Raw genomic sequence first — 13,810 nt, forward strand, 5'->3', positions numbered from 1 at the left:
CTTATAGGCCTTTTTTTGCCTCAAGGATTAGATTTTGTTTTAGATTCCACAAGTCATGAGAAAGATCGACATAGTAGTTGTGAGGTTGGTCGAATCTTTTTACCTCATCCCACAGGCTATCTATCTCACTTTTGCAATAGCTTTGAATCTCGTCAAGAGATGGTTGGTCATAGATTAATTTTCCATTTTCAAAAATCTTTTCTTGCATCAAACGAGCCTCATAATTTTCCATCTTTTTCATCTTCCATGTAAAAAGTGGGTCAAAAATTACAAGAGGCTCATTATCTTTGACTTCTTCTTCTCTTAGGGTGATATAGTCAGCTTCTGCTTTTCTATTTTTCTTGCTATAAAGTCTATAGACTTTTTTAAAGCCAGGTGTTGTTATCTTCTCAACATTTTCTGAGACCTTTATTTTTGATATGAGCTTATCATCTTTATAAATTCCAACAAGCTTATAAACGCCGCCAAATACAGGGTCAGACTTACTTGTGATTAGCCTTTCACCTATACCAAAGGAATCAATCCTAGCTCCTTGGGCTGTTAGGGAATTGATTTTAAATTCATCTAGGGAGTTGCTTGCAACAATCTTAGTGTCTGTAAATCCATTTTCATCAAGGATCTTCCTCACTTCTTTTGAAAGATAGGCAAGGTCTCCTGAGTCAATTCTCACCCCTCCACTAAGTCCCTTTGGCTGTAAAACTTCCTTAAATACTCTCATAGCATTAGGAAGCCCGCTATTAATTGTGTCGTAGGTATCTATTAAGAGTATGCAATTGTTTGGATAAGCTTCTGCATAAGTTTTGAAAGCCTCATACTCATTGTCAAAGGCTTGGATCCATGAGTGAGCCATAGTTCCGGATGGTTTGAAGCCATATTTTTGAGCTGATAAAGTATTAGATGATACTGGAACGCCAGCGATGTATGCAGCTCTTGCTCCAGTTATGGAAGCATCAGCTCCTTGGGCACGCCTTGCTCCAAACTCCATAACAAGTCTGTCGCCTGCAGCACGAACTATTCTGCTAGATTTTGTAGCAATAAGTGAGTTGAAGTTCATAGATAGTAGTAGGTAAGTCTCTAGGATTGAACATTCGATTATAGGTGCCTTTACTGTGATGATTGGCTCATTTGGGAACATAACTGATCCTTCTGGAAAGGCCCACACATCACCTGTAAATTTGAAATCAGCAAGATATTCTAAGAAATCATCAGTAAAATTACCAGAAGATCTTAGGTATTCTATGTCCTCTTTGCTAAAGTGTAGATTTTCTATAAAATCTATAATGTCATTTAACCCTGCAAAGATAGAATATCCTCCATCATCTGGATTTGACCTATAAAAGGCATCAAAAACTGTAATAGTATCTTTCATACCGTTATTAAAATATCCATTGGCCATAGTAAATTCATAAAAATCACTAAGCATGGATAGGTTTCTTTTGTCTGTCATAATACCCTCTTTTCTCTAAGATACTAATATTTTACCCTAATGTATATACAATGGGTAAAAATTATCAAAAAATAGTATTAATCTTATTTTTGCCCAAAAATTAATAAAATAATCTATAATAGGGTAAATTAGGATGTAGAAGTGAAAAGGAGAGATTATGTATATTTTTGATATTGACGGAACGCTACTAAATACAATTGATGCTATAGATTATCACTTGAATACAACTTTCAAAAAATATGGCCTAGATCCTGTGCCAAAAGATAAGGTAAGAGAATTTGTAGGAAATGGACCTAGAGTTTTAGTTGAGTCATCTCTTAGCTATGTTAGTTTCAAAGGAGACGATATTTTAAAAGAAAAAATTTATGACGCCTATAACCTTGCCTACGACGACAACCCATCATATCTTACCAAGCCCTTTGATGGGATAAGAGGATCCCTTGATGAAATCAAAAGTCGTGGGGAGATAATAACTGCCTTTTCCAATAAGCCTGATTCTACATCAAACAAGGTTCTAAAAGACGTATTTGGCAATGATTACTTTGATTATATCTTAGGCTACAGGGAAGATTACAAGAGGAAGCCATCGCCAGAAGGGATTATGATAATTGCAGAAAGATTTGGAGTGAATTTTTCTGATATCTTATACTTCGGCGACAGTGAAGTAGATATGAAATGTGGGAAAAACGCCAGTATTTTTACCGTTGGATGTTCATGGGGCTTTCGTGAGAGAAAAATATTAGAAGCTGAAAACCCAGATGTCATTATAGATAATCCAAGCGAAATCACAAGTATCAGAAATATATAATCCATAATTAATATAAATATAATGGCTATCAATGACCGTGGCAATAAGTCTAAAACTTTGATACACTATTTAGGAAAACAATAAGTTATTGGAGGGATTGATGCAATTATTAATAGAAAATTTATCTAAAAGTTTTGATGAAAAGTTAGTTTTAGATGGCTTAGACGCAATATTTGACCAAGGGATAATTTATGCCCTCTTAGGAAGAAACGGTGCAGGCAAAACCACCCTTTTTTCCCTTATAGCAAAAGAATTAGCAAAAGATTCGGGTCAAGTTTTTCTTTTTGATGGAAAGCAAAAAAGACCTCTTGACTTAAACGACGTATTCTTCATGCTAGCTGAACCAGAGTTGCCAAGATTTCTTACAGGCAGAGAATTTATAAATTTTTTTATAGATGTAAATAAAAAAAGGATTAAGGGAGACTTAAATCCTGATCTATATTTTGACCAAGTCAAATTTGATGAAGATGACAAGGATAGGCTAATCCAAGGCTACTCAACTGGTATGAGAAATAAGCTTCAAATGATGATGTTTCTTATCACAAAACCAAAAGTGATTTTGATGGATGAGCCATTAAACTCCCTTGATGTAGTCGTACAAAAAGAGATGAAAGATTTGATAAAGTCTATAAAAGATGACCATATCATAATTTTTTCAACCCATATCCTAGACTTGGCCAAAAATATGGCAGATGAGATTGTTCTTCTTCACAAGGGAAAAGCCAGTGAAGTTGATAGGGAGATTAAAAATAATCCGGACTTTGAAGAAAAAGTAATAAACTTACTTCAAGTGGAGGATTAATAATGGAATATTACAAAAAATATAGGATCATAGAAAATATTTCGCTGACGGAATCTATAAATCATTTTATAGATTTTGTACATAGGATTCCTTTACTAGGCAAGCTTACAGGCGACAAATATAAGCTTTATGGCTTTAAAAAGTTAGTATATATACTTGGGCCAATCTTTTCTTTGATGGGTCAAATTATTAAATCTATGCTTTCTTTTGTTTTATGTATTATCATAACAGGATCAATAATTTGGTCATTAAACAAGCTTGGGATATATAGGGTTCAAGAATTTGAGGACTTGATGGACTACGGTGTTGTAAACCTGGCTTTTTTGAGCTTTTATCTGACACCAGCTCTCGTATCTAACAATATTGAGGGCCGCAAGTTAGAAATTCATAAATTAAATAAGCAATATAGGATGGAGGCTAAGGAGTCAGGATTAGTACTTGGCGTCTTTGATCCGTTGAGGATTTCCTTTGGTAGAGCTATAATCTTTTGGATAATTTTAGGATTTAAAAAAGCTCTTATAATAAGCCTTAGCCTAGCCTTTATCAGGATAAGTACAAACACTTACAATTTATACATGTCTTTTAAAAAAGAGAAAAAATTGTCCGATAGATTTTCCTTTTTTATAGTGTTGGCAGTTATACTATTTGCCCTATTGATGCAATTGAAAAGTATATCTATAAGAATACTTATACCTATATTTTTGCTAAGCTTGGTGATTTTTATAGTATCTATTAGATATTTACTTAAATTTGATGGATATGACAGACTTTTGGAACTTGCAAAAAAAGAGAGCGCTAATATAGAATTAGACTTCGATAAGATTGCCAATGATAGCCTTGCCCTTAAGGATAGCGATATAGAAAAAGATAAAAAGACTAAGGGAAGGGGATATGAACTTTTAAATAATCTCTTTTTTCAAAGGCATAGTAGGCTTCTTATAAAACCAGTATTTAAAAAGGCATTGATAATATTTGCTATCATTTTGGCCTTACTTTTTGGTGTAAAATTTATTTTTACAAGATTTGCAAGCTTTATAGAAGGCATCTTTATATTAGCCTTACCTATCATTACTATGATTATTTATAATGATACTGAAAGTGCTAGGGCATTTTTCCTAAACTGCGACAGGTCTTTGATGCAATATGGTTTTTATAGGGACCCCAAAGCAATATTTGATATGTACAAATTAAGGTACATATCTCTATTAAAGATACAGTTTATAGAACTTGCATCAACTCTTATAAGCCTTATCACTTATTACTTTTTATACCAAAATATTGACATAGAAACAGGACTTTTAGCTGGTGGATTTATAGTGGTTTCTTACTTGTTTTTTCCAGCCTTTAACCTATTTAACTATTATGTTTTCCAACCCTTTAACCAGGATGCATCTGCTAAGGGAGGATTATATAAGTTTATAAATTCCCTCATAGGCTATGTCAATATTTTAATCATACCTGCTATAATGGGTAGGTTTGATGGGGATATGAATGTGGCTTTTATAGCATTAATAGTTATTATGCTAATTTTAATTATAATATTTCCGTTTGTTGTAAAAAAACATGGTAAAAACACCTTTAAGATAAGAAAATAAAGCGACCATTTGGCCGCTTTAGTCATCTTTGAGATTGAATTTTTTTCTAAGTCTTATTTTTACTATGAAGTATAAGAGGATAAAATAGATAATAGCAAACAATGTTATAATTCCTACTAGATATGACCTCTTAAGTTCTAAGTAAATTAGTATGGGAAGTATTATCGCAAATAAAATAATGCCAAGAACTATGGAAGTAAGGCCAGCAAACTTATTGCCGTAATCCCAAGTTTTCTCATTATAGCAAACTTCCCAAATATGAAAACCTACTTTCATTTCGGGATATGGAGAATAGAAATTTCTAAGAAAAATTCCTATATAAATTGTAAATAGTAATAGTGTTATGTCTGATACGATTAAAGGACCCATATTTCACCTCATTTCTCATAAATTATACTAATTTTTGTGGATAATGAAAGATGAGGATTTTTCCAAATTGTAAATGAAATAATAGAACATATAGTAATGTTGAGGATACTATGAAAATACTTATAACAAGCGATTGGTACTATCCTGTTGTCAATGGGGTAGTCAGATCAGTACTAAATTTAAAAGAATATCTAGAAAGTAAGGGCCATGAGGTAAGAGTCCTAACATTATCAAATACTCTTATGTCCTATAAGAGTGAGGATGTTTACTACATAGGTTCTCTTTCTGCCAAGAAAATTTATCCTGAGGCTAGGATTACAAATATTTTGGCCAACACCCACCTAAGATCTATAAAAAAATGGGAGCCAGATATAATCCACAGTCAGTGCGAATTTTCAACATTTATGATGGCCAAGACCCTATCAAAGATGCTAAATATCCCATTAATCCACACCTATCATACAGTCTATGAAGACTACACCCACTATTTTACGACAAACAAAAAAGCTGGTGTGAAGATTGTAGCCAAATTTTCAAAGGCTCTTTCTGATATGTGCGATTACTTTATAGCTCCAACAGCAAAAACTGCTGGAATATTGGAATCTTATAATATAGGGAAAGAAAAAATAGCAGTAATACCCACAGGTGTTCACATACCAGACTTATATGACAAAGAAAAATTGAGAGATGAACTAAAAATAGCTAAGGATAAAAAGATCCTTTTATACTTAGGAAGGCTTGCCGAAGAAAAAAACATAGAAGAGATTATAAAGTACTATGACAAACTCGATGATCCAAGCATAGAATTTCTCATAGTTGGCGGCGGACCTCACCTTAATAAACTGATAGATTATAGCAAAAACTTTAAAAACAGAGCAAATTTCATAGGTATGGTAGATCCAAGTGAGGTTAACAAGTATTACCAGGCTGCTGATATATTTACAACGGCATCTACATCAGAAACCCAAGGTCTTACCTATTATGAGGCTCTATCAAATGGAACAGTAGCCATTTGCAGGAAGGATGGCTCCTTAGAAGGGGTTATAGAAAATGGCTTCAATGGTTTTTGCTACGATGATTATGAACAATTTAAGGCATATATATACCAAGTTTTGTGTGACGAAGATTTGAAAAATAAACTTAGGGAAAATGCCAGAGCCTATGCCCTGGATAATTTTTCTGTCCAAAGCTTTGGTAGCAAATGTGAAGCCTTATACGAAAAAGCAGTAAATGAGTACGATTATGAAAGTCCTTTTATATACAAAAGATTATGAAACAGTAAGAGAATCTGGCGTTGGCAAGGCCATAGACCACCAAATCAAGGCTTTGACAAAGGTCGGATGTGACTTCACCCTAGATGATACGGAAGACTTTGATATAGTTCACATAAACACAGTCTTTCCCAAATCTGCTGCCTTTGCATCTAAAGCAAAAAGAGCTGGCAAAAAAGTCATCTACCACGCCCATTCCACCAAGGAAGATTTCAAAAATTCCTTTATTTTATCAAATCAAATAGCCCCACTCTTTAAATCTTGGCTAAGGCATTGCTACAACAAGGGAGACTTAATCCTTACTCCAAGCGAGTATTCCAAGGAAATTCTTTCGACTTATGGACTTAAGAGAGATATCGAAGTAGTATCAAATGGAATAGATCTGGATTTTTGGAAGAAAAAAGAAAATGACAGAGAAGTTTTTTATAAGACTTATAATTTGGATCCAAACAAGAAATCAATTATTTCAGTTGGCCTACCTATCAAAAGAAAGGGCATAGATGATTTTATAAAGCTTGCTGAGCTTTTGCCAGAATACGAATTTGTCTGGTTTGGCAAGCTCAATCCTTCGGTAATGCCTGCAGAAATTAAAAAACTTATAGACAAGGCTCCGGCCAATCTCCACTTCCCGGGATATATATCTAGTGATGAGCTAAGAGTAGCCTACAGCGGATCAGATTTATACGTATTTTTGACCCACGAGGAGACAGAGGGGATAGTCCTTTTAGAAGCCCTTGCCACCAAGGCAGATATATTAATTCGAGATATAGAAATATTTGAAAAAGATTATGTAGATGGAGAAAACATCTACAAGGGCAAGGATTTGGAAGGCTTTAAGGAAAAAATCACTGGCATACTAAGTGGAACTTTGCCATCTTTAGTAGACTTTGCCTATGAGATTGCTAAGTCAAAGTCTATAGAAAATACAGGAAGAAAGTTAGTAGAATGCTACGAAAAGGTGCTTAATTTATGAGATCAATTTTATTATTTATTATAATAGCCCTTATAACCATACTTATCCCAGCCATTGTAATGAGCATCGTTAGCCTCATAGGTGGAGGAGATTTATTAGTTATAATTGGGCAAATGCTAATTATTTTGACCTTTGTCTTAATTTTTACTAGATATTTAAAATATAAGAGAAAATATGAAATAGACACTGAAAATTTAATCAATGGACAAAAAGATATAGAAAAGCTAAAAAAACTAAGAGATGAACGCAGGACCTACCAATCAAAAGCAGCTATCACTTATCAAATCCTAACCAATGAGTTTTCCAATGAAGAAGCATTAAATCTTAAAAAATATGCAACTAGGCCAAGCGATATGGAACACTATTATTCGGCTATAATAGATAATGCTAGTAAGGAAAAAAGAGATGAAATAAGAAAAAAACGTGATTATTTCCTCAATCGCTATGGGAAAAAAACTATGATTTACCCAGATTTTAAAGGGAATTTAAAGACAAGCGGCAAATGGATAGGATTCTTTTTTTTACTTTATATTATTTATAGTATAATCGGCAATAAAGTTCGAATGGGAGAATTTGTTTATGCGTCCTATGTACTTTTGGGCATGTTGATTTTAGCGGTAGTTATGATAAATACTATACTTTGGATAGTTAGAACTTTGCGTTCCTACTGGGCAAAGGATTATATTTAAGCCAGGCAAATAAAGCCTGGTATTTTTTTGCCCTAAACTCTCACAATTAAAATTTACAAAACCTTAATGCAAATAATTAAAAATATTATTTATTTTATTAAAAATATTAATTTGGACTTTACAAATATTAAAAACGTAGTATACTTATATCAAAAGGAGGCTATCTATGATAAATAAATGTCCAAACTGTGGTGATGAGATGATCATCACATCATATAGATGCAATAATTGTTATACAGAAGTAAGCGGCGAATTTGAAATGGATAATTTCTCTAGACTTGATAAAGAAGATAAAGAATTCATTGAATTATTTTTACAAAAAAGAGGAAGTATTAAAGATGTAGGAGAAGAAATTGGTATTTCATATCCTACAGTTAGAAATAGAATAGATAAGTTAGTAGCAAAATTGGGCGGACAAGTAGACAAGAAAGCTAGCCGCATAGATATACTAAATATGCTAGATAATGGCGAGATTACAGCTAGTCAAGCTCGCGAATTATTGGAGGAATTAAAAGATGAATGATGAAAAACAAATTATATTAGAGATGTTAAAAGAAGGAAAGATTACTGTTGAAGAAGCTAACAATCTACTAGAAGCAATCGGTAGCAAGAAAAGTAGAAATGACAATGACTTCGTTTCCAAATTCACCCAATCAATGGAAGCTGTAATCAAAAAGACAACAGAAACCTTTGAAAACTTGGGCAATTTTGACCTAGACAATATAGATATAAATCAATTTAATATCAGAGGCCAAATAAATACTCACGATGAGATGAGAATTGACGATGACATAAATAATATTAATATTGATATTCCTAGTGGCAAAATCTATATAGAAAGAGCTATCGATTCTGCCATAACCCTAAGCCAAGATATTTGGTCAAAAAAATCTAATTTAGACGATTTCTTAAATGTAGAAGTTTTGGGAGATTCACTAAATATCAGCATCAATGACGAACACAGAAACTACGATGCAACCCCAGTTATCCACCTATCTTTAGGAAAGAATATATATGATAGCCTAGCTATTGACCTTGTAAATGGTTCCATCGAAGTAGAAGATGTTGATTTTACAAATTCAACCATAGATTCTGTAAATGCTAGAATCACTGTAATAAATTCTTGTGGCAAGCTTGATATAAACAATGTAAATGGAAAAATTGACATTAAAAACACCAACGGCACTTTAAATATAGACAATGTCAACGGTTCTGTTTACCTATCCAATATCAGTGGCCAAGAAGCAAACGTAGATGCAGTAAGCGGCAATGTTAGAATCGATGGACTAAATTCAAAGACATTTACTGCTGATACTACATCAGGCAATATTAGAATCTACCACGTTAAAGATGCTCGATCCATATCATTAGACTCATCTTCTGGTAATATTGTCATAGATAGTGAGGGATTTGAAGGCGAGATCAAGGCGAGGGTCGAAGCTAGTGATTTAAATCTTTCAGAAAAATATAAAAACAAGATGCAAATTGAAAATGGCTATGAAGTATCAACAAATGCCAACAAGGAAGATTTAAATGTAAATATAGATGCTGGTTTTGGCAAAGTTTCTCTTAGATAATAAAAAAGGCACCATGGGGTGCTTTTTTTGTGGGGAAAATAACAAACAGTCAACACATTGTATAGTTGACTGCCTTGTTCTCACTTTGTTTGATATTTCTTTGTGAGAGATTAGTACAAAAGTTTGAGGGTAATTAGTTTTGTACAAAAAGGTAAACAGTTGACATAAATTTTATTTAAGGAAGAGTACGCATTTGCGATGAAAATTAATAGTGTCAGCATTAAACTGTTTCCTTGATTTATATACTAAGCTAGTATTGTATTATTTGCATAAAAGTTTTGTAAAAATTGTGTTAAATATTAAAAATTTCTAAATGATATTGCATAATTCTCGGTCATTATCCATTTTATTTTGCATTTATAATCTGTTATAATAAGCTTAAGAATTTATGAGGAATATTTATGGGATTTACCTTATTTACAATAAGTGAGTTTTGCTTATTTATAATTAACAGCTTAATAAAGTTTAAAGATGAAAAGAAAAAAAGAATATTTGCATGGCTTATGTTCTTTATTATGTTTGTTTTTGCGGCCATAAGAGGATCTGGTGATGCAGATTATTACAATTATTTGTGGTTTGTAAAAGACATAGGAACTGATCTTTCCAAGGTCTTTAACTTTTCATATGCAGTAGAATTTGGATTTAGGTTTTTTTCCTATATCATCAATATCTTGGGCCTTTCACGCCAGTGGGTTATAGCTATAATGAATGCCTTATCCATTTTTCCTATAGCCTACCTATCTATAAAAAAATCTAAAGATCCTTTTTTGTCGGCCATTATTTTCTTGCCGATTTTCATCCAATTTGATATGCAAACAGCAAGAACGGCATCGGCTATAGGATTAGGACTACTTAGTATAAACTTTTTTGCTGAAAGAAAGTACATAAAAAGTTTACTGTTTTTCCTATTTTCATTTTCCTTTCATAGGGCGGCAATTATACTTTTGCCATTCTTGTTTTTTATGGCCTTTGAAATGGGGAGAGCTTTTAAGATTGTAAGTGCAATACTTGCCATCTTGGTAAGTGTATTTTCAAAAACAGTTTTTAGAATTTTAGCGCTTCTTTTGTCAAATGTAGGCCTTGCGAGAATGGCTACAAAAATTAATAATTATACATTTACTGGTAAATTTGCCCAGTCTATGAGCCTATATGATCCTAGGATTATATTTGCTCTTGCCCTTTTTATTACGACACTTATGTATTTTGATAAAAAGTCTTTTGTTAAAAACTCTATAGAAGAAACATCTATCAAGGCCATGTGGTTTAGTCTCTTGGTACTTTTAGTATTTAGATCATCAACTGCTATAGCCTTTAGATTTTCAACGTTTTTTACAGTTTTACAGATAATATACATTCCCCTTGTCCTAGAGCATATCAAAAACATAGACAAACTTGGCAGATTTTTGATAATCCTTGCAATTTTGGTGTTTTTGATACCTTATGCGATTTTTTTGATGGTAAAGGCTCCAGCCTATGACTTTTTCTTTACAAATTTAAATGCAATATATTCATTAAAATAGGAGATAATATGCAAAAATTAACTAGCAAACAAATTATAGAAGCGGTAAAAAGAAATATCTTGCTGCTACTTATTCCTGCCATCCTTCTAGCAGGTCTTAGCTTTTTCTTTACTGTAGTAAAAAGTGGTTCTTATGAGGCAAATTCAGTTTTGATTGTAACCAGCAATACTGAAGAACCAATAACCTACAACAAGCTTATCTTAAATGAGAAATTATCCAATATCTACGGCCAATTCTTAGAATCAAATGACCTTTACGAAAAGGTGGCTTCTGAAATTTCTCCAGATATGAAAGCTTCTGAAATTGAAAACAATTTGGAATATACTGTAAATCCACAAGGAGGGGTCATTGCCTTTACCTACAAGGATTCAAATGAAGCAAGAGCAAAGGATAGCCTAACTCTTATTACAGAGGAATTTAGAAATTTTGCCAAAGACTATTTGAATATGGAAAATATAGAGTACTTGCAAAATGTTCTTGTAAAAAAATCTTCCAATACTCGTAATCTAATATTTACTATTGCTGCCTTCATAGTTGGTGGGCTTTTAGGTCTTGTCATCATCATCATAAAAAAAATCTTATCAGATAGGATAAATGATGCAAATGATATAAGAGAGCTTGATATAGAAGTTTTGGCAGATTTGTCAAAAGAAAGATCTGGTGAATTGGCGAAAATAAAAAGAAAAATTGACAATATATCCCTTGAAAATATCATTGGATTTACTCCTTTGAAAGTATCAAATAATCAATTAGATATATCAAATGACCTTGCTAATATTCTTGATGCAAAAGTCATAGATGCAAGAATTCATAGAGAAAATTTTGCCGATTTTGAAAGCGAGATGGCAGAAAAATTAAAGGATTACAGAAATGTAATATTTGAAGAAAAATCAGCAAATGATCCAATTAGTATTAACTTGGCTAAATTCGAGGATTACAAAATACTTCTTGTAGATAAAAATTCTCACAAAAACGAACTTTTAGGCCAAGTAGATGAATACAAAAGACTTGGTATCAAGCTTTTAGGGGTGATTTATTATTAAAAAGTTTTTTTTAATATGTGCCATCCTAATATTATCCTCTTGTTCAAAGTCAAATGAGTCCTACCAGGCACAAGATATAGAAATAAGAGATAATAAAAAACAGACTAAGGGAAATGATAAGCTTCAAATAAATGGACTTTATGAAGTAAAAGAAGAGACCTATATGTACGAATTTCCAGAAAAAAGCTCTAAGTATGATAAGCTGGATAAGTCTTCTGTTGTACAAGTCCTACAAGAAGCTGATGGTGGATTTGTTTGGGTAGATTTCAACGGAAGCCAAGGCTATGTTGAAGTTGATCTATTAAAAGAAATATAGTGTGGTTCTACTTACATTTTACAAATAATTAAAAGTCTATTATAATAATCATACACTAGGGGTGCCAAATGGCTGAGATTTTACCCTTAAACCAGATCAAGATAATGCTTGCGTTGGAAAGTGAACTAAACTCTTTTTAATTCTGGTTTAATTGCTAGGCTTATTGGCTAGCCTTTAGTAGGAATTATAAGGAGGTTTTTTTATGGAAAAAAACACAAATTGGTCAACCAGAATGGTTGTAGAAGGCGGAATAATGCTAGCCCTAGCATTTATACTAGATAAAATAGTTTTGTTCAAACTGCCTATGGGAGGATCGGTCACACTGGCTCGTAAATTACCACTAGTAATATTTGCTATTAGATGGGGTGTGAAGGCTGGAATGGTAGAAGGTGTTTTATTCGGTATTTTAAATATGTTAATAGGTGGATACGTAATTCACCCAGCCCAAGCCATACTAGACTACATCCTATCAGCATCAATGATAGGTCTAGCTGGGATCAAATTTGGAGATGAGAGAAAGCTAACAAGCTATATACCATCAATAATAATTGCCTTTCTAGCAAGCGGAGTATTTAACGTAATAAGCGGACAAATCTTCTTTTACAGCATGACAAAAGCTAAAGAAGCAGGCTTTGATAACTTTATATTCTATAACATTGCACTAAACTATTCAGTATTATTAGCAGATATGGCCATACTACTTATAGTTTATGTTATAAGTTATAAGAGCTTAGGAAAGCTTTATGAGGACCAAAGGATAGCAAAAATATAGGAAAAGACCACCAAAGTAAAAATGGTGGTCTTTTTACTGTAAAAATTTCATTTGAAAAAGTAATAATCTATTTTTGTTGCTTGTATAGTTTTAATGAACTTGTCATCCTCGAGGGAGGTTCTTTTAAGAGCCGACTGAAGGATCTTTGTAAAGAAACTGTAAATAAAAATGTTTATGTTGAACAAAAAAAGAATGAATGTCTTTTATTTATTTATAATTTAAGGTTATGACTTCGCCCTAAGGGGGAAAACCCAGGGGAGTTAATAAGCCTGTCCGGCTCGTTGAGGACTCTCACCAACCGGTTACGAAAACTCGCTTATGACGAAGCTCTTTCGTGCTACCGCACTATGTTTTCGGGGTAAAAGCCCAAAATCAATGGGCTTTTACCTCCCCTTAGACCCCAATTTCTGCTACCCCTCGAAACGGCCACTGCGTGGTGCTGGAACTTGTAAGAATTTGCTGTGCAAATTCTAGCGATTTGATAGGGTGAACTCTCATTATTAACTAAAAAAATTGGTGTTTTCTAAATCTTGAATTTCTAAAATCGCAAACTCGCTACGCTCAAACAGTGCGATTTCTTAACGAAATTCTACGATTTGAAAACAGCACAATTTTCCAACCGCTAATC

General features: G+C 33.1%; 14 protein-coding genes and 1 riboswitch. Of the genes, 12 read left to right on the top strand and 2 right to left on the bottom strand.

What is annotated here, in order from left to right:
* Position 1: 1 nt before the first annotated feature.
* Entirely contained in the window at positions 2–1,447 is a 1,446-nt protein-coding gene (locus tag BQ7474_RS00665) for a nicotinate phosphoribosyltransferase (RefSeq protein ID WP_073997155.1), read from the bottom strand.
* A gap of 157 nt (positions 1,448–1,604) precedes the next feature.
* On the opposite strand from BQ7474_RS00665, the gene BQ7474_RS00670 reads away from it, so the two are divergent.
* The 3 genes from BQ7474_RS00670 to BQ7474_RS00680 all read left to right on the top strand — a co-directional run bounded on the left by BQ7474_RS00670 (position 1,605) and on the right by BQ7474_RS00680 (position 4,652).
* Positions 1,605–2,255 carry an HAD family hydrolase gene (locus BQ7474_RS00670; RefSeq protein ID WP_073997156.1) on the top strand — a complete coding sequence of 217 codons (651 nt, stop codon included), beginning with the start codon at positions 1,605–1,607 and terminating at the stop codon, positions 2,253–2,255.
* A 100-nt stretch (positions 2,256–2,355) separates the two neighbouring features.
* Positions 2,356–3,057, top strand: a complete 702-nt coding sequence (locus tag BQ7474_RS00675; protein ID WP_073997157.1) for an ABC transporter ATP-binding protein — start codon at positions 2,356–2,358, stop codon at positions 3,055–3,057.
* 2 nt (positions 3,058–3,059) lie between these two features.
* Positions 3,060–4,652 (top strand): hypothetical protein, encoded by a 1,593-nt coding sequence (locus BQ7474_RS00680; protein ID WP_073997158.1) that lies wholly within the window; start codon positions 3,060–3,062, stop codon positions 4,650–4,652.
* Between the two features lie 18 nt (positions 4,653–4,670).
* Here BQ7474_RS00680 and BQ7474_RS00685 read toward each other — a convergent pair whose 3' ends face one another.
* The gene (locus BQ7474_RS00685) at positions 4,671–5,021 is read right to left on the bottom strand and encodes an SdpI family protein (protein WP_073997159.1); all 351 of its coding nucleotides are present in this window, start codon (positions 5,019–5,021) and stop codon (positions 4,671–4,673) included.
* A gap of 110 nt (positions 5,022–5,131) precedes the next feature.
* Between BQ7474_RS00685 and BQ7474_RS00690 the strand changes: the two genes are divergently transcribed.
* The 9 genes from BQ7474_RS00690 to BQ7474_RS00725 all read left to right on the top strand — a co-directional run bounded on the left by BQ7474_RS00690 (position 5,132) and on the right by BQ7474_RS00725 (position 13,182).
* Entirely contained in the window at positions 5,132–6,295 is a 1,164-nt protein-coding gene (locus BQ7474_RS00690; RefSeq protein ID WP_073997160.1) for a glycosyltransferase, read from the top strand.
* Positions 6,264–7,265 (top strand): LTA glycolipid anchor biosynthesis glycosyltransferase, IagA/BgsA family, encoded by a 1,002-nt coding sequence (locus tag BQ7474_RS00695; protein ID WP_073997161.1) that lies wholly within the window; start codon positions 6,264–6,266, stop codon positions 7,263–7,265. Before BQ7474_RS00690 ends, BQ7474_RS00695 begins: the two co-directional genes overlap by 32 nt.
* Complete coding sequence (locus BQ7474_RS00700) at positions 7,262–7,954, top strand: hypothetical protein (protein ID WP_073997162.1); 693 nt, start codon at positions 7,262–7,264, stop codon at positions 7,952–7,954. Before BQ7474_RS00695 ends, BQ7474_RS00700 begins: the two co-directional genes overlap by 4 nt.
* Before the next feature lie 166 nt (positions 7,955–8,120).
* Positions 8,121–8,477, top strand: coding sequence for a DUF2089 domain-containing protein (locus BQ7474_RS00705; RefSeq protein WP_073997163.1), 357 nt, complete (start codon positions 8,121–8,123; stop codon positions 8,475–8,477).
* Complete coding sequence (locus BQ7474_RS00710; protein ID WP_073997164.1) at positions 8,470–9,531, top strand: DUF4097 family beta strand repeat-containing protein; 1,062 nt, start codon at positions 8,470–8,472, stop codon at positions 9,529–9,531. The genes BQ7474_RS00705 and BQ7474_RS00710 overlap by 8 nt, the downstream gene beginning before the upstream one ends.
* A 401-nt stretch (positions 9,532–9,932) precedes the next feature.
* Complete coding sequence (locus tag BQ7474_RS00715; RefSeq protein WP_073997165.1) at positions 9,933–11,051, top strand: EpsG family protein; 1,119 nt, start codon at positions 9,933–9,935, stop codon at positions 11,049–11,051.
* Positions 11,052–11,059: 8 nt separating this feature from the next.
* Positions 11,060–12,094 (top strand): Wzz/FepE/Etk N-terminal domain-containing protein, encoded by a 1,035-nt coding sequence (locus BQ7474_RS00720; protein ID WP_073997166.1) that lies wholly within the window; start codon positions 11,060–11,062, stop codon positions 12,092–12,094.
* 163 nt (positions 12,095–12,257) lie between these two features.
* A complete protein-coding gene (locus BQ7474_RS10580; protein ID WP_159429538.1) occupies positions 12,258–12,410 on the top strand; it encodes a hypothetical protein in 153 nt (50 codons plus the stop codon).
* 47 nt (positions 12,411–12,457) lie between these two features.
* A riboswitch (TPP riboswitch) is annotated at positions 12,458–12,546 on the top strand.
* A gap of 66 nt (positions 12,547–12,612) precedes the next feature.
* Positions 12,613–13,182: an energy-coupled thiamine transporter ThiT gene (locus BQ7474_RS00725; RefSeq protein WP_073997167.1), complete on the top strand. Its 570-nt coding sequence runs from the start codon at positions 12,613–12,615 to the stop codon at positions 13,180–13,182.
* The last annotated feature ends 628 nt before the right edge of the window (positions 13,183–13,810 follow it).

The sequence above is a fragment of the Anaerococcus urinomassiliensis genome (assembly GCF_900128425.1).
GTDB lineage: Bacteria > Bacillota > Clostridia > Tissierellales > Peptoniphilaceae > Anaerococcus > Anaerococcus urinomassiliensis.

Bases quoted from the DNA above. Each gene is read 5' to 3' on its own strand.
- BQ7474_RS00665 (WP_073997155.1), bottom strand. From the start codon at position 1,447: ATGACAGACAAAAGAAACCTATCCATGCTTAGTGATTTTTATGAATTT.
- BQ7474_RS00670 (WP_073997156.1), top strand. From the start codon at position 1,605: ATGTATATTTTTGATATTGACGGAACGCTACTAAATACAATTGATGCT.
- BQ7474_RS00675 (WP_073997157.1), top strand. From the start codon at position 2,356: ATGCAATTATTAATAGAAAATTTATCTAAAAGTTTTGATGAAAAGTTA.
- BQ7474_RS00680 (WP_073997158.1), top strand. From the start codon at position 3,060: ATGGAATATTACAAAAAATATAGGATCATAGAAAATATTTCGCTGACG.
- BQ7474_RS00685 (WP_073997159.1), bottom strand. From the start codon at position 5,021: ATGGGTCCTTTAATCGTATCAGACATAACACTATTACTATTTACAATT.
- BQ7474_RS00690 (WP_073997160.1), top strand. From the start codon at position 5,132: ATGAAAATACTTATAACAAGCGATTGGTACTATCCTGTTGTCAATGGG.
- BQ7474_RS00695 (WP_073997161.1), top strand. From the start codon at position 6,264: ATGAAAGTCCTTTTATATACAAAAGATTATGAAACAGTAAGAGAATCT.
- BQ7474_RS00700 (WP_073997162.1), top strand. From the start codon at position 7,262: ATGAGATCAATTTTATTATTTATTATAATAGCCCTTATAACCATACTT.
- BQ7474_RS00705 (WP_073997163.1), top strand. From the start codon at position 8,121: ATGATAAATAAATGTCCAAACTGTGGTGATGAGATGATCATCACATCA.
- BQ7474_RS00710 (WP_073997164.1), top strand. From the start codon at position 8,470: ATGAATGATGAAAAACAAATTATATTAGAGATGTTAAAAGAAGGAAAG.
- BQ7474_RS00715 (WP_073997165.1), top strand. From the start codon at position 9,933: ATGGGATTTACCTTATTTACAATAAGTGAGTTTTGCTTATTTATAATT.
- BQ7474_RS00720 (WP_073997166.1), top strand. From the start codon at position 11,060: ATGCAAAAATTAACTAGCAAACAAATTATAGAAGCGGTAAAAAGAAAT.
- BQ7474_RS10580 (WP_159429538.1), top strand. From the start codon at position 12,258: ATGTACGAATTTCCAGAAAAAAGCTCTAAGTATGATAAGCTGGATAAG.
- BQ7474_RS00725 (WP_073997167.1), top strand. From the start codon at position 12,613: ATGGAAAAAAACACAAATTGGTCAACCAGAATGGTTGTAGAAGGCGGA.